We start from the raw sequence: 18582 nt of genomic DNA on the forward strand, positions 1-18582 counted from the left end.
AAACGTGCTATCGGTACGAATCCAATAGTGAATTCTGATACCCCTATCTCACGCCGGTATACGGTTGACAGAAAGTGCACAGCTAGTGATGATCGTGATGCTGATCACCGGCGATTGCTACGCGCTACGGCATCCAGGCCGAGTGCTTCGGACTCATTGGCAAACCTCCATGGCGCCGACGACCTGCATGGTCAGCCCCAAAACACTCGGTTAGTACGAAAGGTAAGGGCACAATGCGCCAAAGAACTCGTGTTCCGAGTCAACGCTGGGGGTGCAGGCGGTTGGGGGCCGTCCTAATCAGCACCCTGATGATCGCGACGTCGGCCGGATGTTTTGCCCACGGCGGAAGCGAGGATGCCGACGGCACAGGGTCGGGACCCGACGAATCGATCGCCGCACTGCTTCCCGCTGACGTGAAGAACTCCGGCAGTCTCACGATTCTCTACGGAGGACCGCAACCCCCGTTTTACCTCCCAAACCAAGGCACAGTTGATGGCGTTTCGGTCGACATCGGCCACGCCCTGGCGGACCTGATGGGAGTCAAGGTCGAATTCCTGAACATCGGCTCGCTGCCGTCATTGGTCGCTGCACTAGACGCCGGCCGCGCGGACCTGAGTCTCGGCCCGTGGGGTGACAACCCCGAGCGGCAGAAGGTCGGCACCTTCGTCGACTGGATGAAGGAGAAGGTCGCGTTCCTCGTTTCGAAGGACAACCCGAAGAACATCAACGGGTTGGACACCGTCTGTGGATCGACAATCGCGCTTCTGGCGGGTGGCCAAGCAACTGTCGTGATGCAAAAACAATCAGACAAGTGTGTAGCGGAAGGAAAACCCGCCGTCGACATGCAAACCTTCCAGGACTGGGCGACCGCGGCGCTCGCGGTTTCCTCCGGTCGCGTTGACGCCTACTTCTCGTCAGTCTCGGGCATGACCTACTACGCGCAACGGGATGAGGCCATGAAGGTCGTTGGGACCGACCAACCCAACGGTTTCGGGGACCTACCGATGGGCGCAATCGTCAAGGACGATTCCGGCCTGCAGCCCGCGCTACAAGCGGCCTTCGAGCGAATCCTGGCCGACGGAACATACGACAAGATCATGGATGAAGCGGGACTTGGTCTTGAAAAGGTCGAGACCATCGGCGTGAACCTTGGCAAATAGAGAACAATTTCAAGCGCCAACCAGGAGTCCTAAATGACTATGACGAAGAAGCTCGAAATGTCAATGACCAAGAAAAGCACTAGCCCGCCGACGGGCGACCCGTTCGACGCAGCAACCGCGGCGAGACGTCCACAAATCCGAACATGGATCGCCGTCGTGGTAGTTCTCGTTCTCCTCGCACAGGCGACAAAGTTCATCGCAACCAACCCCGCATTCGCGTGGCCGGTCGTATTGGAATACTTCACAAGCGTCTACGTTCTTCAGGGGCTCGCCGCGACGCTGCAACTGACCGTAATCTGTATGGCTCTCGGCATCCTTGGCGGGATCGGCCTCGCCGCTATGCGACTCTCCGACAGCAAACCCCTGGTGTGGTTTTCGTCGACCGTGGTTTGGGTCCTGCGCAGCGTTCCGCTGCTAGTGCAGCTGATCTTTTGGTACAACCTCGCCGCCTTGCTCCCACAAATTTCGATTGGCATACCCTTCGGACCAGTGTTCTCGTCATGGAATACGAACGACCTGATCACACCGTTGGTCGCCGCCATCGTCGGTCTTGCAATGCATGAAATGGCGTACATGGCGGAGATCATCCGGGCCGGAGTGCTGGCCGTTCCTGACGGTCAGATTGAGGCTGCACGATCGATCGGCATGCGTCGCTATCAACTGTTCCTGCGCGTCATTCTTCCGCAGGCGGCACGAGTATCTGTGCCGCCGACAGGAAGTCAGGTAATCAGTATGCTCAAGGCCACAAGTCTGGTGAGCGTGATCGCGATGCGGGAACTCCTCTACTCCGTTCAGGAAACATACAACCAGACATTTCAGGTCATCCCGCTGCTTACCGTCGCGGTTCTCTGGTACCTGATCGTCACCTCGCTCCTGGCGGTCGGCCAAATTTACCTCGAGCGGAGGCTCGGACGGGGATACGGCAAACAGGGCGGAAGCAAAGAAACGGCCTCGACCGATTCCCCACAACTCGATCTCAAGATCACGGACAGGCTGAGCTGATGACGGAACAGAAGAACCATCCGGCGCCCGCTATCTCGGTTCGAGCGCTGGGCAAGAGTTACGGCGATAAACCCGTACTTCGTGATGTCTCAATGGACGTCGACGAAGGTGCAGTCACGGTAATTGTCGGACGGTCGGGGTCAGGGAAGTCGACCCTGCTGCGCTGCCTGAACGGGCTGGAAACAATCGAGTCGGGAAGTGTCGTGTTGCGCGGTGAACCAATCGGCTACAAGCTCACCAATCGCCTTCACCAACTATGCTCCCGTGAAATGTCGCAGCAGCGACAGAAATTCGGCTTCGTCTTCCAGAACTTCAACCTCTTCAGCAACATGACCGCCATCGAGAACGTGATGCTGGGTCCGCTTCGCGTCGCACGGCGCCCGAAGGACGTCGCCCGCCGCGAAGCGGTGGAACTGCTCCGCAGGGTCGGTCTCGGTGACCGTTGTGAGGCCTACCCTGCGCGACTTTCCGGCGGACAGCAACAGCGAGTGGCGATCGCTCGAGCACTGGCGATGAAGCCCAGCGTCCTGCTGATGGACGAGCCGACGAGCGCCCTCGATCCCGAGATGGTGGCGGAGGTCGAGTCAGTGATCAAATCGGTCATCGGCGACGGCATGACCACGGTAGTGGTGACACACCACATTGGCTTCGCCGCGGACATCGCCACCCACGTCGTCTATATGGACGACGGGAGGATCGTCGAACAGGGGACACCAGAGGCTGTGTTCTCCTCGCCCGAGTCGGAGCGTACGCGGCAGTTCCTGTCGGCCGTCAAGCCAAACTAGCGTCTCAGGGGCGGAAGAACGACGCCGGCAAACGGACTGTGGGTTGCCGATCCGGTCCCAATCCTCCCCGCAGTGATCGCCCCAGGGCCAGCGTCACAGTAAGCGTGACGTGGCACAAAGCGTGCAGCACTCGATCACCTGCTCAACGGCCAGGACCACCTGAGGTCGGGGAGGATTCTGGGCAATGATCCCCATGTACCGACCTCGACACTCCAGTCCCGGCCGAGCTAGCCCCGACGCTGTCGATCAACCTGCCGTCGCAAGGCTCAAGCGCCGCCGCAATCGGTCTGCTCAAATGCCGCGCAGTACCGGGTCGCCGGATGACACTCTGGCGATACCGGGACGCGCGACTGAGTCATCAACTCGAATGAAGGAGCAATCCCGCCATGTCAACCGCCAGTGAGATAGATCGGTCGGATTCGATCAGCGGTGCGATCGCCGATTTCGCGGTCGCGCCCGTCAGTGGGGAGGCATTCGAGCTCGCTCGCATCCGTCTTCTCGATGCGATCGGCGTAGCTCTCGCTGCCCGCAATACGCCACAAGCTCAAAGCGCCATCGCTGGCGCCACATCATTCATGGGAGAGGGTTTGTGCGGCAGCCTGGACGGTGTGGTCGGCCGTAGCCCTTACGGTGCCGCGTTCATCAACTCGACGCTCATTCACGCACTGGATTTCGATGACACTTACCCGGCCGGCGCAATCCATACGCACCCGACGGTCATCCCGGCTGCGCTGGCTATCTCGGATATGAAGGGCGCAAGCCTGCCGGATTTGCTCGAGGCAACCGCAGTCGGTGCAGAAGTTGCCTGCTGGCTCGGCAAGGCAATTGGCCGAGATCTCCAGGACAGGGGCTTTCACACCAGCGCAGTACTCGGCAGTCTCGCAGCTGTTGTTGCGGCGGCTCGATTGCTGAAGCTCGATCGAGAGAAGATCGTCGACGCGATCGGACTGGTCGGCACGGTTGGCGCAGGAACGTGGCAATTCGAGGAGTCGTGGGTCAAAAACTGGAATGTGGCCGTCGCCGCACAGAGTGCGATCGGCGCTGCGATTGCCGCATCAACGGGCTTCAAGGGACCATTGCAGCCCATCGAGGGACAATACGGCCTTCTGGCGACACACCTTGATGCCGGCCGGCTGGCGGATACGTCCACTCTCGGAGATCCGTGGCTGAGCGCGGATATCAGCATGAAGCGATACGGCTGCTGCCATTTCCTCCAGTCGGTCGTCAGTTGCACCCTCGAGGCGGCGTCATCGTTCCGCGCTTCCGATATCGAGGCCGTCACGGTCAAGCTTCCAAGTGAGCTCGCAATGCGGTGCGTCGCGTTGCCCATCGAGGCGCGCAAAGCACCAGAGAACTCCTACAGAGCGCGCTTTGCGGGCCACTGGCTCGTCGCACGAGGGCTTGTCGACGGTGACGTCAACCTCCGAACTTTTGACGAGGTGAGCCTCGACGGGCCTCTCGTCGACATTTTGGATCGCATCAATTTTCAAATTTCCGACTTCGCCAGCTACCCGGCAAATTGGCCCGCCGAAATGGAAGTGACGACCAAGGACGGAACGCGGCGAACTTTTCACAATGACGGTCGAGCGTCGACATTCGCAAAGTCAAACCTTCACGCCGTCGAAGACAAGTTTCGGCAGAACATCTGCTATAGCGGTATCAACGTGACAACGGCAGAACAGATCTTCGACGTCCTAGAGCGACCTGACGCAACTCTCGCAGACCTTTGGGTGGCCCTGAAGACCGATACGCCTCCGTCATCCAAGGTAGAGGAATGAGATCGCCCCGTTGTCAGGCCCCATGGCAGCAGTTCCGCAACCTTTTTGCCTCAGTGTGTGGTTCGCAGCTTCACTATGTTTATGGCCACTGTGGACTGGGGGTGGGGAAGGCGTAGTTGGGGTCGTAGCGTTGACCAGTGGCCAGTTCTCAACTTGTTGATCGAGTTGCTTAGGGCTGCGGCGGGGCCGTCTCGCGGCGCGTCGGCAGTCGTGCGCGCTCGGGTATGGAGCGGTGGGGTCAGCGGCGAAGGTTCCATATGTCGCCGGCGGCGGCCGGTCGCTGGTTCGTCACCTTTCGATGCATGACCACCACGCTCTCGCCGTTGCCCGGGCGACCGCTGCGGAGCCGTAGGCGCGCGGGTTGCGGGCGTAGGGGAAGCGAGCACCGTCATCGCCGATCTTGCCAGGGATCCACCGGGTGCACTGGGTGCACTGGGTTGATCCATCCCTCTGAGCGGCATCGCCGTCTCACCCCACGGGAAAGGCCTGTAAGGCGACGCAGCGCACTCTTCCTGGCGGCGTGCCAGGGCCCGCTCGAGGAGGTCGCTCACGTCGGCGGGGGTCTCCCGCTCGTAAAGGTCCCGGACCGGCCCGGTGGTGATGCGGAGGAACTGTGCGACCATCCATTCGCCCTCGCGGCGTTCGAACGGGGCGTGCCTGGTGATCGCGCAGAACAGTGGCGCCCCCCAGGCCGTACACGTCACGGGCAGGGCTGGGCGATTCACCGGAAAGGACCTCCGGGGCGGCGAAGGCCGGTGAACCCGCCACGATTCGGGATGCGGTCTCGAAGGCGTCGACCACGTGGAGATGCTGAAATCTGTCAACTGCAGGTTCCCGCAGTCGGTCAGCAGGTATGGCCAGAGAGATTGTTGTTCCAGGCGTTGCTATTACCGTTCACAAACTGCAGGAGGACACCCGTCTTCGTGGTCTCATTCCGCGGGACTGCGGTCGCCAGGTCCCGAAAATCAGTGACCGCGCGATGACGCTGCCGGACGGAGCGAGGTCGAACGTCCTGGCCCGGCAGTGGGAAAGTCTTCACCGGTGCGGTGGGTTTCCCGTCTGCCGGGCGGCGGACTCGATCAGATCACTGCGCCTCAATTGCGCGGCGGTGCAGACGGATCCCCGAGATCAGGAAGAAGACGCCGCCTAGCGTCGCGTATCCGGCGATGTTGGTGAGTGAGGCATGCGCCCCGACGGCTTGCAGAATGAAACTGGTGCCGGCGATGGTGGAGAGCCCGCCGGTGAGGATCATCGCCCACTGACCACACGATCAACTGCACGATGCCCGCGGTGATCGCCCAGGCACCCCACACCCGCAGAACGCTCGGGGCGCCGGGGGTGACGGCGACGGCCAATCCGATGGCGGTGAACAGACTCAGTGCCATGTTGATGTACAGCAGCACCTGCGGTCGTGCGGCACCCGACGAACGGAAGTCGATCACAGCCGCGCCGACGTCCAACAGTGGATAGATCACCAGCAAGGCAATGCTGACCGGGGTGAGCGTCGAAGCGGTGAGGACGAGCAGGCCCGCCCAGACGACGGCGAAGCCGAATCGGACGCAGTACAGGTTTCGCAGCCCTTGGTGCTGGCAGTCTCGGCTACGGCGTTGCGGTTGCCGGCTTCGATGGAACTGGACATCAGATACCTCTTTCGATGATTGAGGCGGTGGATGGATCCGGTGTCACCGGTTGCCACGGTCAGCCCCACGAGGAGGTACCTGACACTGCCTGGCCGGCGCACGGTGGGGCCGCACGAACGACCTCTTCCGTTACCGAGCTAGTCGGTCCATCGCCGACGCATCAGCGCCCCGGTTACCGGGGTTGCGCTTCCTCAACGCCGCCGCCGAATACCCCGAGTGCTTAAACTTAACGGCGCTGCCTGCGCACCGGATCTCGCCATGGTGGTCGCACGTGTGTTGGCTGGCTGCCGCTATTTGCATGCGGTGATGGACGGCTGAGCGATTTTTCCATCGTTCGGCGCACGTTTGCGGTGCGCGAGTCTGTTTCTAGCGCTCGGACGGCGGGCTCGTTGCACATCAGCTGGATGAGTAGCTGGCGATCCGATTCCATCAGGTCATCGCGATCGCCTTCCACCATTAGGGGCAGAAGGATCTCGGTGACGCGAGGGAGTCTGATGCCGAACGTCCCGAGGACGTCTTCGTTCGTAGGACCACCATAGGGTCGCCACGCCAGGATGAACCGGGCGAGATCTCGTTCGTACACGTTCACGTCGACAGGTACCTTCGATTCGATATCCGGTCCAGCAGGACTCCGATTGAGTACGCCGGCAACCGATGACTGTGCGGCCGGTTCCACGGATCCAGTCGCTGGCCCTCAGATACGAAGGCAGCGGCACACAGTGCGAACCCTCGCCAGGACCAATCGAATGCCCTCGGCGCGGCCCTGGATCATTACGGAGTGAACATCAAAAGATAGACAGTCCCGTGCGGGAGGTAAATTCGTCGAGCGCGGCGACGCCTGCGATAGAGTTTCCGGAGCTACCCAACCGTGGGCTCCAGACGCAGATGGCGCAGTTGTTTGGCACTACAGCGATAATACCGCCGCCGATGCCACTCTTACCGGGGAGCCCGACACGGTAGGCGAATTCGCCTGCTGCGTCGTAGGTTCCGCACGTAACCATCATCGCGTTGATCCGCTTGGTTTGATGTGGATCTAGTAGCGCAGCGCCGTCTCGGCGGGCACCGTTCGCAGCGAGAAATCTGCTCGCTAGGGCCAAGTCGGTGCAACTCGCCGAGACGGCACATTGATTGATGTATGCGTCGAGGACTTCATCGACTGGGTTATCCAGATTTCCGCAGCTGGCGAGGAAATGGGCGAGCGCCTGATTCCGGTGGTTGTGACGAGATTCAGATGCGGCGACGCCTGTGTCCACCTGAAGGACCGCGTTGCCGCTCTCGTCACGCAGAAGGCCCAGGACCCCGTTTGTCTCACCCGCCGAGACGCTGAGGAGCCTATCCGCGACCACCAATGCACCGGCGTTGATGAACGGATTTCTCGGAATTCCATTCTCGTGTTCAAGTTGGACAAGCGAATTGAATGGGTTTCCAGACGGCTCTCGGAAGACCCGCTTCCAGATCGATTCCCCGTCGCAAGCGAGTACCAGCGCTAGAGCGAACACCTTCGAGATGCTCTGAATGGAGAACGGCGTTTCAGAATCCCCCGACGAATAGACCTCGCCTTCGCGTGTGGCAACACTGATCCCGAATTGGTTGGGTTCCACAGCGGCAAGCTCAGGAATAGAGTTTGCAACATTTCCCTCACCGAGGTGGGGCTTGATCGAGCCGACAATGTCGTCTAGAAGGTTCTGGAACTCCATGAATCGTTGCCTGCCTTTGTCACGTCAGAGTGTTGAGCTGTTGTGAACAGCGTTCTCACGCTCGCGGGCCGCCGGCGCCGTCGAAGTCCGGGATGCGGACGTCGAGCCATCGCAGTGCGACCACAACTTGCTCCAGGTATTTGACATCGCCGATAATCCGAGGAATAAATTGAGGGCACCGCCCGGCGCCCCAACGGAATTCCGAGGATGAACCAAGTTTCGAAGAATTTTGGTCCACGAGATCAGGGATGACGATAGCGATAGGCACCGTGAATGACATCAGGTTTGCGGGTCCCTCATTCTTTTGGCTCTGACACGAGCAGTGTTGGATGCTTCGCAGGCTACTGTTCCCCCAGAAAGAGTCGCTTCATCCGCTCTGTCGTCGAGAAGGTAGCTGTACAGCTCCAGAGCCCGTCGCTCGGCCTCAGACAGGGCGGCTGCCTCAATCGCACTCTGCAGGGGTTTCAAACACCGGTGACCGCCGAGCACCCTGAGAAGGGCGGTTGCACCATGAAGGAATATCACCAGCATCGGCAGACCGAGGCCCTTCGACGTATTGATTCGGTGAAACCAGGCGTATGAGGCTGTTGCCTCCTCAGCGGACGACGGTAGGGACGCACTTGAGCACGTATTCGAAGTGCTAGCGCGTAGGTGGCGTCCTCAAGGTATCTACTTGGCCAGACCGCGGTCACGGGAAAAGACCGCGGTCTCGGTGTGCTTCGGCGACCTTGCCGACGCCGAGGGCATGTGCGGCAAGACGGAGGGAAATCGCTTGGTTCGCTGCGAGTGCCCATACTGTTTGTGAGGCGGCACCCATCAGCGATGTGAGCTTGCGGTCAACCTCCTCGATGCTCCAGGAAAAGGCCTGCAAGTTCTGAACCCACTCCAGGTACGACACCACGACTCCACCCGCGTTCGCGAGAATGTCGGGGACGACGGTAATGCCGTTGTCGGCGAGAATTGCATCGGCTTCCGGGGATGTCGGTCCGTTGGCACCCTCGACGACGAGACTGGCGCGAACCTCGTCTGCGTTGTCCTCGGTCAATACGCCGTCCATTGCTGCCGGAACCAGAACATCAACATCTAGTGCCAACAGTTCCTTGTTGGAAATGCGGTCGCCGAACCCAGACAGCTCGGTCAGCACGCCGCCCTGAGATGCCCGGTCGATGAGCGGGTCGATCAGGAGCCCGCGGTCCTGTTGAATGCCACCGGTCACATCGGTCACTGCGACCACCCTGCAGCCTTCCTCTGCGAAGAGCCGTGCAGCGTGGGCTCCGACTTTGCCGAATCCCTGAATCGCTACTGTCGCGTTACGTGGGTCGATACCTTTGTGCCGCATGGCTTCTAAAGCAGTAATCACGACTCCCCGTGAGGTGGCTGTGGCCCGGCCGTTGGAACCTCCCACGGTAAGCGGTTTGCCGGTCGTCGCAGCGTGGACGGAGTATCCGACACTGACGGAGTAGGTATCCATCATCCATGCCATCGTTGTCTCGTCGGTGTTGACATCGGGGGCAGGAATGTCTTTGTCGGGTCCTATGAACGGAAGTATTTCTTGGGTGTAGCGTCTGGTCATTCTCTCTTTCTCGGCGCGACTGAACCCGTCCACGTCGACGGCGATCCCGCCTTTGGCGCCGCCGTAGGGTAGGCCGAGCAGGGCGCACTTCCAAGTCATCCACATTGCGAGGGCCGTAACCTCATTCAGGTCCGTGGCGGGGTGAAATCGGACGCCACCCTTTCCCGGCCCGCGGGTGAGGCTGTGTTGAACTCGGTAGCCAGTGTGGACCTCGAGACGGCCGTCGTCACGGCGAAGTGGTACTGCGACAGTCAGTGATCTACGCGGAGTCGCGAGCAGTTGTTGCATCCCCTTGTCAAGGCCCAGGAACTCTCCAGCTTTCTCGAGTTGCATCAAGGCCGAGCGGTGAGCCAGTTGACCGGGCGACGACACTGGCGCCCTCAAATCACGGCCGAATTCGGCTACGGCAGATTCGGTAATGGTCATGCGCGATCTACTCCATCATCCTTGTGTGGCGGGAATCTGCGGTGGCGGATTGGGGACATGCACCCCGTCGTGTTGCCGCGCTCTGCATCCATCCTGGTTGAGTAGCGTGCCCGGCATGACGCAGCCCCTTCTCCGGCGCCACACTGGCACTTCCCAGAACTATTATGAATCGTGCTAAAGCCGCGAATCCAATAGTGAAATCTGATACCCACATCGCACGGCGGAATAGCCATCCGCACTCAGAGGGTGAGCAAATCCCCCCGCCCCTGAATCAGTAATGCGCACGGACGCCGGGACAACGGAGCTGAATGTCTCACGGCCCGTGTGGTCGACAAGAGATCCCAGCCGCGCCTAATGGGTACCCCGTGCCGCAACTTCGGGTTGGAGTCTGAGGCTGTGTGGCTAGGAGCGTGGGTCTGTATTGCCAATCGGGATCGTTGCCAGGGTCCGCCGGAGTCGATTGGGTCGGCGGTGGGTGGGCAGATTGGTTCGGGATGAGCGCAGGTTGCGCGGGTGTCCGTACCGAGCTCTGCGGGTGGCGGCTGACCGGGAGGTCAGCTCGCGGCGAGGGTCGCGAGGCCGTGGACACCGACTACGCCGTGGAGCTTGCGGAGGTTGTGACAGGCGGCGAGCAGCAGCCATTCGCCGCGGGCCTGGTCGAGTCCGCGGAGCAACAATTGTTTGGCGTTCTGCAGGGTGCTCATCTGACCGAAGACCGGTTCGACGATGGCCTTGCGGCGGGCGTATGCGTTGCGGCCCTTCCGGGTGGCCAGCTTGCGGGCCATTCGTTGCTTGCCGTTCGCGGACTTGGGGATTCGCCCGCGCGGCGCGATCGGTGGCGGGTCGACACGGCGCCGGCGTCCGGTCGCGACATAGAACTCGGTGCCGTGTTCGTCGGCGAACTCGGCGGCGCTGTCGAGGTTGTCGGCCGAGCAGTAGCCGGCGTCGCCGAGAACCTGGTCCGGGACTTGCCCGCTCGCATACCCGACCATCACCCGAACACCCCGCCCGGCGTGTTACCGACCCACGCTCCTAGCTTCTGCTCCTGCTCCACGCGTCCCACACCGCGTCAGCAACGTCGGTAGTGGCCACCAGCAACCCGTGCTCGGGCAAGTCGCCGGCGGGTCCGAAAGTGTCGAATAGCTGACAACCACCTTCGGTGGCGATGATGACCCCCGCGGCCACATCCCAGCTGTTGTACTTTCCCGGCAAGATGGTCGCGGCGGCGCGTCCCAGGCCGGCGTGCGCGAGAGACAGCGCGCAGGAACCGATGATGCGAATGGTGCCGTGTTCGCCACTGACCCACTCCATGAACTTCTCCATGCCGGGCCAGGCGCGAAATCCCGATGACCACTCAGTGAGCACGACTTGCCCGGCCATCGACCCGGTACCGGGTTCCGCCGCGACGGGGACGCTGTTGAGGCGCACACCCATCCCCCGGGCTGCGCCGATCGTCTGTTCGCGGTAGACGTCGTGTACGACACCGACGGCCAGCCCGATGACATCAAACGCGTACAGGGCTCCCAGAAGTAGTGCGAGAAGCGCCACGGCCAGGGCTTGGAATGTGGACGGCATAGCAGAACCCTAGTAGCGGCGGTCATACCGCCGGAGACGGCGGGTCGTGGTGTCGACGGCGGTCGTCGTCAGCATTCGGGGACGTTGACGGCGAGGCCGCCCTGCGAGGTTTCCTTGTACTTCGAGAGCATGTCCATGCCGGTCTGGCGCATGGTCTCGATGGCCTGATCGAGCGAGACACGGTGACTGCCGTCGCCGTGCAGGGCCATCTTCGCGGCATTGACAGCCTTGACGGAGGCGATCGCGTTGCGCTCTATGCAGGGAATCTGTACCAATCCGCCGATCGGGTCGCACGTCAGACCGAGGTTGTGCTCGATGCCGATCTCGGCGGCGTTCTCGACCTGAGCGGGCGTGGCGCCGAGCAGTTCGGCGAGAGCACCGGCCGCCATCGAGCACGCGGAGCCGACCTCGCCCTGACATCCCACTTCGGCGCCGGAGATCGAGGCGCGCTCCTTGTACAGCACGGCGATCGCCGCGGCGGTGAGCAGGTACTTGACCACTGCGGCGTCCTTGGCCTGCGGTTCGTCGAGACCGGGCAGGTAGCGCAACGCCCAGAACAACACCGCCGGCACGATACCCGCGGCACCGTTGGTCGGGGCGGTGACGATCCGGCCGCCGGCGGCGTTCTCCTCGTTGACCGCCATCGCCGCGACGTTGAGCCAGTCCATGGAATCAGCATGGTCCACACGATTCTCGCGTGCGACGAGTCGACTGTAGAACTCGGGTGCGCGGCGTTTGACCCGCAGCGTACCGGGCAGATACCCGGCGGTGGCGGTGAACCCGTTGTGAATGGACGTCGCCATTGCCCGCCAGATCTCGAGCAGTCCGGCGCGCACCTGCTCGGGTCGGCGCGTCGCGATCTCGTTGCGCCACATGACATCACTGACCGACAGGTTCTCCCGTTCACAGATCCCGAGCAGTTCGGCGCCGGTGCGGAAGAGAAACGGCACCGGGGTGGCCGATCCGACGGAGACGGCCTGGCCTTCACGTTCGACGAAGCCGCCGCCGACCGAGTAGAACACCGCCTCGTGGGCGGGGATGGCGACGGCGAGCTGCTCGGGGGTGTAGTCGGCGGCGGCCGGGTCGGTGTGGACGGCGAACCGGATGGTGTTGGTGTGCCGGTCCTTGATCGTCAGCGGATGCATGCCGATGGCCCCGGAGCTGACGTCGAGATCCTTGGCGTCCGCGAATCGAAGGCGGTTCGTCGCGTCGATCTCAGCGACCCGACTGTGTGCGTAATGGGGGTCGATCGATTCCGGTGCGTTCGCTTCGAGGCCAAGGAGCACGGCGCCGAGGGTTCCGTGTCCGCGGCCGGTCGCCGCGAGGGAACCGTAGAGGTCGACCTCGAGGCGGGTGATGGTGCGGAGATCGAGACGGTTCTTCACCTCGTCGACGAACATCGCGCCGGCGCGCATCGGGCCGACGGTGTGTGAGCTGGACGGGCCGATACCGATCGAGAACAGGTCGAACACGCTGACAACCATCAGACGGTGCTCCCTTCCTTGGTGCAGATGATGCGGTGCGGCGACTCCCCAGGTCGGTGGTGATCTGGGGAACGACCGTGCTTCCAGCCGGAGGCCGGAGGATGTTCGTCATGTCTTCGACAAGTTTGCGAACGCCGACCCGCCGGCCGAGGTCGAGGATCAACACTCAACCAGGCGAGTCGGCGGGTGTGCTCCCCGCTTCGTCCAGGTCATAGAACGGGTGTCGCCCGCATATCTCACACCACTGCTGTTGAGTAGAGGGCGCTTTGATCGACAAGACTTGGTGCTGCTTCGCGTAGGTTTGACCCGCATACCGTCGACAGGATCGTGATCAACGAACTCAAGCAGGGTGTCGCAACGTCGAGTCGATGCGCCAGTTCTTCCATCGGTGCGAGACCATAGATGACGTCTTCTGATACGTAGCGATGCTCCAACGTTTTCGGCCCTCGGGCGCCGGCCAATGTCGGCACGCTGGCGATCATCTGGTCGATGGTCTCGCCTACAAGCCCTTGGTCACCGTAATAGCGTTTGAATAATTCCGTGAAAGGTACCAATTTCTGGTTCAACGCCCGCATGACGTCGAGCCGCTCGTCGTCGATGCCGCTAATTATTTGGGATGCTCCGGAAGACGCACCCTGTCGATAAAACAAGTAGTCTTCGCCGGCCTCGCTCCGTGCAGCGTTCACCAGCAGAATCGGCGGGTGAAGAATGTTGTTCATATTTCCGAGGGTCGTCTCCGCAAGAGTGGATGCGGCCAGGTCCGGAAACCAAATTCGGAATGTTTCAACTAAGTCGGAGGAATCTTTGTGTCGTAATTGACCGAGTGGAAAGTTTCGTTTGACAGCGCGGATGCGTACGTTGCCGGGTTCGACGTCGCCGGTGATGGGGAACCCGGGCAGTTGCCCGACGGGCGAGGCTATGGACGTGCCCGTGTTCAGTACCTCGTCGATCGCTTCGACGATCGCGAAGCCGCCGGGCGCGACGAGGACCGGCTTTCCCTGCATCGACTCTGCGTAAAGCCGGGTGAGGGCGATCGACTCATCTCGTGGGGCAATGAGCATGAACGCGTCGGCCTCAAAGGGGGTTCCAACCTGTACTCGCGCGAGTTGTGCAGGCTGCGAATGCCCGTGCCATGTGACCTGTGCCGACCACGTCCCAGGCGGCGTCTCGTCTGTTGCGTAGACCACTTCCGTTCCCGCCGTAGCCGACGCCCAGGCCGCAGTGACTGCAGCCATCGGCAAGCTTCCAAGTACTGCCAGCCTCATGAGGTTCCTTTCACTCGAAGTATTTGACATTGCACCGCCCACCCGGCGAGAGGCGTTCATCCTCACTGTCTTCGATGAGGTAGATGTGCAGCACCAGCGACCGTCGTTCGGCACGAACCAGAGCGACTCCCTCAATCGCTCGCTGCAGCGGATTGGCCCATCGTCGGCCGAAGAACGTACTGACACCGGCGATGGCGGCATGAATGAACAACGTGAGCATCCGGCTGTCCTTAGCGAGGTCGGTCGACATATGTATTCAACGAAGCCAGCCGTCGAGGCTGTACGCCTCCTCGGTGGAGGGCGGTACGGACGCGCACTGTGGGTGTAGACGAAGCGCCGGCACGAACGCGGCATCCTCGGAGGTACTTACTCAGCACTCCAGAGGCCATGGAAAACCCACGGTCGCAGCGTGTCTCGGCGACCGTGCCGACGTCGAGTGCATGTGCAGCGAGACGTAGAGAGATCGCTTCGTATGCAGCCATCGCTGACACTGTTCGCGATGCTCCAGGAAGGAGTCTCCACTCTCATCCTTGGTTGGCGGCTATCTGCGGTCGTGGGTTAGGGATGAGCGCTCTGTCGTGTCCGCTCGGTGGGTCACCCGGGGTTGAGAAGCGTGCCATCGTGTTTGACGAGTCGTGCGGATTTCATGACGGTGTCGATGGCAGCGCCGGACGATGGGATGACGACGGCAGCTTCGACGTTCGAAAGGCACTGCTCTCGCCACAGGAAGTGCGGACAACGAGCTTCGGCTCGAACGTCAGCTGCGCCGACTGGTTGGAATTTCCGACGATCAGCTCGGCGGCCCGACGTCCCATCTGGTATGACGGTTGCGCGACCACGGTGATGCCGAGGGCTGGGCCCCAGGAGAAGTCGTCCATGGACAGGAACCCGATGTCGTCCGGGATCGCGAGCCCGCAGTCGGCCAGTGCCGAGTGGACGGCAACCGTGTAGCGGCCGGTGAGGCAGACGAGCGCGTCCAGGGTTTTACTGCGTTCCAACAACGCCCACACTGCCTCACCGACCTCCGACTTCGTGGCCACGTCGACGACGGCCTCCTCTGGCAGTGACAGGCCCGCCTCGTCGAGCCCACTCCGCAATCCCTCGATACGCCCGAACTGCGACGGCCGTGTTCCCGAGGAGATCACCCCGATCCTCCGTCGTCCACACGAGATCAGGTGTTCCGCCATCATCCAGCCGGCCGCGATGTGGTCCAGGCTGACCGAGTGCAGACGTGGCGGCGGGTTCGGTACCGACCGCGCGACAATGACACACGGCGTTCCCCCTGCTGCCATCCGTCGCGTCTTGTCGTCGGTAGACGTTCCGGTGGTGACGACCAGACCACGGACCCGCTGCTCGTCCATGGTCTGTACCTGCGCAATCTCGCGATCGCCGTGGCGAAACGTGCTGGAGAACGTGACGAGGCTGCCGTTGGCGGCGGCAACCTCGTCAATCCCGCGCATCAGGTCGAGGTAGAACGGGCTGCTGAGATCATCGATGACCGCCCCGATCGTGCTGGAGCGCCCAGCGAAGATGCTCTTGGTGAGCGCGTTCGGCGTGTATTCGAGCCTGGTGACCACTTCCCACACCCTGCTCGCAGTCGCCTCCTTGACGTTGCCGCCGTTGAGCACCCGAGAAACCGTCGCCACCGATACCCCGGCCGCCGCCGCGACGTCGCCGATCGTTGATCGCTTCACCGTCCGTCCTTTCCCGCCGCCCCGGTCAGGCGGCTACGGTTGCACGCTGTCCGTCGCGGACAACGATCTCCCCGCCGATCATGACTGTGTCGACTCGCGACAAGTCCGCCGGGTCGGTGAGCACGAGGTCGGCGATCGCACCCACAATGATGCGGCCCCTCCGCGTCGCCACACCGGGGATGGCGTCGGCGACGTTGGCGGTGCCCATCGCGACCGCCGCAGGCAGGCTTACCACGCCGGCTTTGGTGGCGCGGTCGATCCCAAGCAGGATCGAGTCGTGGTTGCCGCCTGCGTAGTCGGTCGAGATCGTATCGACGAGCCCGGCTTCGAGCATCGCGTAGATGACCTCCGGGCCGGACTCGAGCCGCTGGGCGCCGAACGCGTCGAGGGTGGAGATATCCACAATCGCGCCCAGTTCCTTGAGCCGTTCGGCGTGTTCGAGGGCTTCACGCAGCTCGAAGCTCCCATGGTTGGAGTGCCCGGCGATGAGCGATACCCCGGTCTTGGCGATCTTGGCGACCTGTGTCATCGATGCGGCCGCGTTGTGTACCAGCACCGGTACACCGACCTTGTCCGCGTATTCCGCGGCTTCGGCCAGGCCGTCCAAGGCGATGTCGAACGCGGGCAGAACGATGTCCGAGACGATCTCGCGGGTCTCTTCGACCGACAGCTTGCCGGCCAACCCCGCGGCCACCAGCGCCTTCTCCACTGCGTCCCGGTCGAAGGCTGAGGCTGAGATGTGCCGACCCAGCACCGCGTACTTCAGTGTGTCCGCCTGCTTGGGCGTGATCGTCACCCCGGTGCGCTTGGCCACCTCGGCTGGGATGTACATATAGCTCGCCCCACCGCCGCCGAGGGTGTGCCCGGCGCCGATCTCGCCGAGGGCGACCGCTCCCGCGTCGACGGCTCTGCCCGCGGTGAACGAGCGGTTCTCGTCGGTGAGCCCGCCGCCGTCCGCGATCGACGCCGCATGCAGGCAGGCCGGGGTGTTGCAGGACGCCAGTTTGACGTTGACCGGGTGGTCCTCGTTCGTTTTAGCGATGGCCTCGGCAGTGACGAACCCATCGACGCAGAGCACGGTGGTGGTGCCCTCCAGTAGGTGCCGGTCGAGGTTGGCACGCACCTGCTCGGGTGAAAGTGCCTCATGCCCGCTGGGAAACAGCGGTCCGTACGCGGTGCCGTGGGTGTGGTTGTTGATCAAGCCCGGAACGGCGAGTTGGCCCGCGGCTTCGACGATCTCGTCGACCGTGCCGTAGGTTTCCGTGGGTCTGGTGGGCACGATCTCCCGGATCGTGTCTCCCTCGATCACGATGTCGACCCTCTGTTGCGGGTCGCCACCGTCGCCGTCGACGAGATCGCAGTTGTGTAGGACTGTCGTAGTCATAACGCCTCTCTCAGAATCGCTCGAAGCGGAACGGGGCCAGCTCCTCGGAGTGGTCTTCGCCCAGGACCTCGGCCGCGACAAGGCCGCCGGCGTACAGGCTCAACGTCGCACCGCTGTGCGAGACGGCGAAGTGGAAGTTGGGCAGTTCGGGCGCTCGGCCCAGTACCGGCAGACCGTCACCGGGGATGGGCCGCTCTCCCACCCGCACGCTTTCCACGGTGGCCCCGCGGATTCCCGGGTAGAGCGAGATTCCGGCTTCGATGACCTTCTCGACTGCGGCGGGATCCGCGCTGATCTCTCCGGTGGGTGAGACCTGTACTGCGTCGTCGACGTCGTGCGTGTGCAGGAGCAGTCGGCCGGCGCCGTCCGGGCGCAGGTGGACATGCGGTGCGTGGATGACGCGTGTTACGGCGACTGCGACCGGTGAGGTGTAGATGAGGACACCGCGCGTGTTCTGCATGGGCAGGTTCAGCCCGGCGAGTTGGGCGATGTCGCCGGCTCGCGGACCGGCACAGTTCACCACGGCGTCGGCGGGTAGTTTCCTTCCGGAGGCGAGCTGGACCGAACGCACCTTACCGTCGGTTACCTCGATTCCGGTGACGGCGTCGTGCCAGATTTGCTCCGCGCCGGCTGTGGACAGGAGGTGACCGATCAGTCGGGTCGGCTCGATCCACCCTTCGGTCGGGTAGTAGGCGATCTCGTCGGCGGGCAGCTCGTCGGGGTTGATATCGGGTTCGAGGCGCAGTGCCTCCTCACGGGTGAGCCAGCGGACCTCGTACCCGTAGCTCTTGCGGGTCTCGACGTTCCGGCGCAGCTTCTCCCGTGCGCTGTCGTCAGCGGCCCAGTCCAGATTCCCGCCCTCGTGGTACCAGTCGCTGCCGGGCACTTCGCTCGCCAACTTCCGGTGTGCCTCCATGCCGGCGACGTTGAGATCGTGGTAGGGCCGCGGCGCCTTGTCGTTCGAGTTGGTCCACGAGAACGTGGCACCCGATGTGCCATCCGACGGTGCACCCGCATCGACTACCGTCACGCGGGCACCGCGCCGAGCCAGTTCTGCGGTCACCGCCGCGCCATATACGCCTGCACCGATGACAACAACCTGCTCAACCATGTGAATTC

14 protein-coding genes and 2 pseudogenes are annotated in these 18582 nt (G+C 62.5%); 4 read left to right on the forward strand and 12 right to left on the reverse strand.

Annotation, left to right across the window (positions count from 1 at the left end; genetic code table 11):
* Nucleotides 1–308 precede the first annotated feature (308 nt).
* The 4 genes from G9373_RS16285 (at nucleotide 309) to G9373_RS16300 (ending at nucleotide 4725) form a co-directional block, all read left to right on the forward strand.
* Nucleotides 309–1160 (forward strand): ABC transporter substrate-binding protein, encoded by an 852-nt coding sequence (locus G9373_RS16285; protein WP_167115798.1) that lies wholly within the window; start codon nucleotides 309–311, stop codon nucleotides 1158–1160.
* 33 nt (nucleotides 1161–1193) lie between these two features.
* Entirely contained in the window at nucleotides 1194–2162 is a 969-nt protein-coding gene (locus tag G9373_RS16290) for an amino acid ABC transporter permease (RefSeq protein ID WP_206032254.1), read from the forward strand.
* Nucleotides 2162–2947 (forward strand): amino acid ABC transporter ATP-binding protein, encoded by a 786-nt coding sequence (locus G9373_RS16295; protein ID WP_167115801.1) that lies wholly within the window; start codon nucleotides 2162–2164, stop codon nucleotides 2945–2947. Before G9373_RS16290 ends, G9373_RS16295 begins: the two co-directional genes overlap by 1 nt.
* 386 nt (nucleotides 2948–3333) lie before the next feature.
* Nucleotides 3334–4725 carry an MmgE/PrpD family protein gene (locus tag G9373_RS16300; protein WP_167115803.1) on the forward strand — a complete coding sequence of 464 codons (1392 nt, stop codon included), beginning with the start codon at nucleotides 3334–3336 and terminating at the stop codon, nucleotides 4723–4725.
* 518 nt (nucleotides 4726–5243) lie between these two features.
* Here the strand turns inward: G9373_RS16300 and G9373_RS46470 are convergent.
* From G9373_RS46470 to G9373_RS16355, 12 genes and pseudogenes are all read right to left on the reverse strand, one after another.
* Nucleotides 5244–5576, reverse strand: a pseudogene (locus tag G9373_RS46470) (serine/threonine-protein kinase PknK); the annotation flags it as partial.
* Between the two features lie 233 nt (nucleotides 5577–5809).
* On the reverse strand, nucleotides 5810–5977 hold the full coding sequence (locus tag G9373_RS46475) for a hypothetical protein (protein ID WP_240960543.1): 168 nt from the start codon (nucleotides 5975–5977) through the stop codon (nucleotides 5810–5812).
* Nucleotides 5978–7150: 1173 nt separating this feature from the next.
* Nucleotides 7151–8062, reverse strand: a complete 912-nt coding sequence (locus G9373_RS16310) for a glutaminase (protein ID WP_167115806.1) — start codon at nucleotides 8060–8062, stop codon at nucleotides 7151–7153.
* A 688-nt stretch (nucleotides 8063–8750) separates the two neighbouring features.
* Complete coding sequence (locus tag G9373_RS16315; RefSeq protein ID WP_167115810.1) at nucleotides 8751–10061, reverse strand: Glu/Leu/Phe/Val dehydrogenase; 1311 nt, start codon at nucleotides 10059–10061, stop codon at nucleotides 8751–8753.
* Nucleotides 10062–10615: 554 nt separating this feature from the next.
* Nucleotides 10616–11038 (reverse strand): annotated as a pseudogene (locus tag G9373_RS16320) (transposase); the annotation flags it as partial.
* A gap of 55 nt (nucleotides 11039–11093) precedes the next feature.
* On the reverse strand, nucleotides 11094–11636 hold the full coding sequence (locus G9373_RS16325; RefSeq protein ID WP_167115815.1) for an inositol monophosphatase family protein: 543 nt from the start codon (nucleotides 11634–11636) through the stop codon (nucleotides 11094–11096).
* A 68-nt stretch (nucleotides 11637–11704) separates the two neighbouring features.
* Nucleotides 11705–13120, reverse strand: coding sequence for an L-serine ammonia-lyase (locus tag G9373_RS16330; protein WP_167115818.1), 1416 nt, complete (start codon nucleotides 13118–13120; stop codon nucleotides 11705–11707).
* A 236-nt stretch (nucleotides 13121–13356) separates the two neighbouring features.
* On the reverse strand, nucleotides 13357–14355 hold the full coding sequence (locus G9373_RS16335) for an NAD/NADP octopine/nopaline dehydrogenase family protein (RefSeq protein ID WP_167115821.1): 999 nt from the start codon (nucleotides 14353–14355) through the stop codon (nucleotides 13357–13359).
* A 40-nt stretch (nucleotides 14356–14395) separates the two neighbouring features.
* Nucleotides 14396–14635, reverse strand: coding sequence for a hypothetical protein (locus tag G9373_RS16340; RefSeq protein WP_167115825.1), 240 nt, complete (start codon nucleotides 14633–14635; stop codon nucleotides 14396–14398).
* Nucleotides 14636–15029: 394 nt separating this feature from the next.
* A complete protein-coding gene (locus G9373_RS16345) occupies nucleotides 15030–16079 on the reverse strand; it encodes a LacI family DNA-binding transcriptional regulator (RefSeq protein WP_167115828.1) in 1050 nt (349 codons plus the stop codon).
* A 25-nt stretch (nucleotides 16080–16104) separates the two neighbouring features.
* Nucleotides 16105–17463 carry an amidohydrolase family protein gene (locus G9373_RS16350; RefSeq protein ID WP_167115831.1) on the reverse strand — a complete coding sequence of 453 codons (1359 nt, stop codon included), beginning with the start codon at nucleotides 17461–17463 and terminating at the stop codon, nucleotides 16105–16107.
* 10 nt (nucleotides 17464–17473) lie between these two features.
* Entirely contained in the window at nucleotides 17474–18574 is a 1101-nt protein-coding gene (locus tag G9373_RS16355; RefSeq protein WP_167115834.1) for an FAD-dependent oxidoreductase, read from the reverse strand.
* Nucleotides 18575–18582 lie beyond the last annotated feature (8 nt).

The organism is Rhodococcus sp. A14 (assembly GCF_011603105.1).
Classification (GTDB): domain Bacteria; phylum Actinomycetota; class Actinomycetes; order Mycobacteriales; family Mycobacteriaceae; genus Rhodococcus_F; species Rhodococcus_F opacus.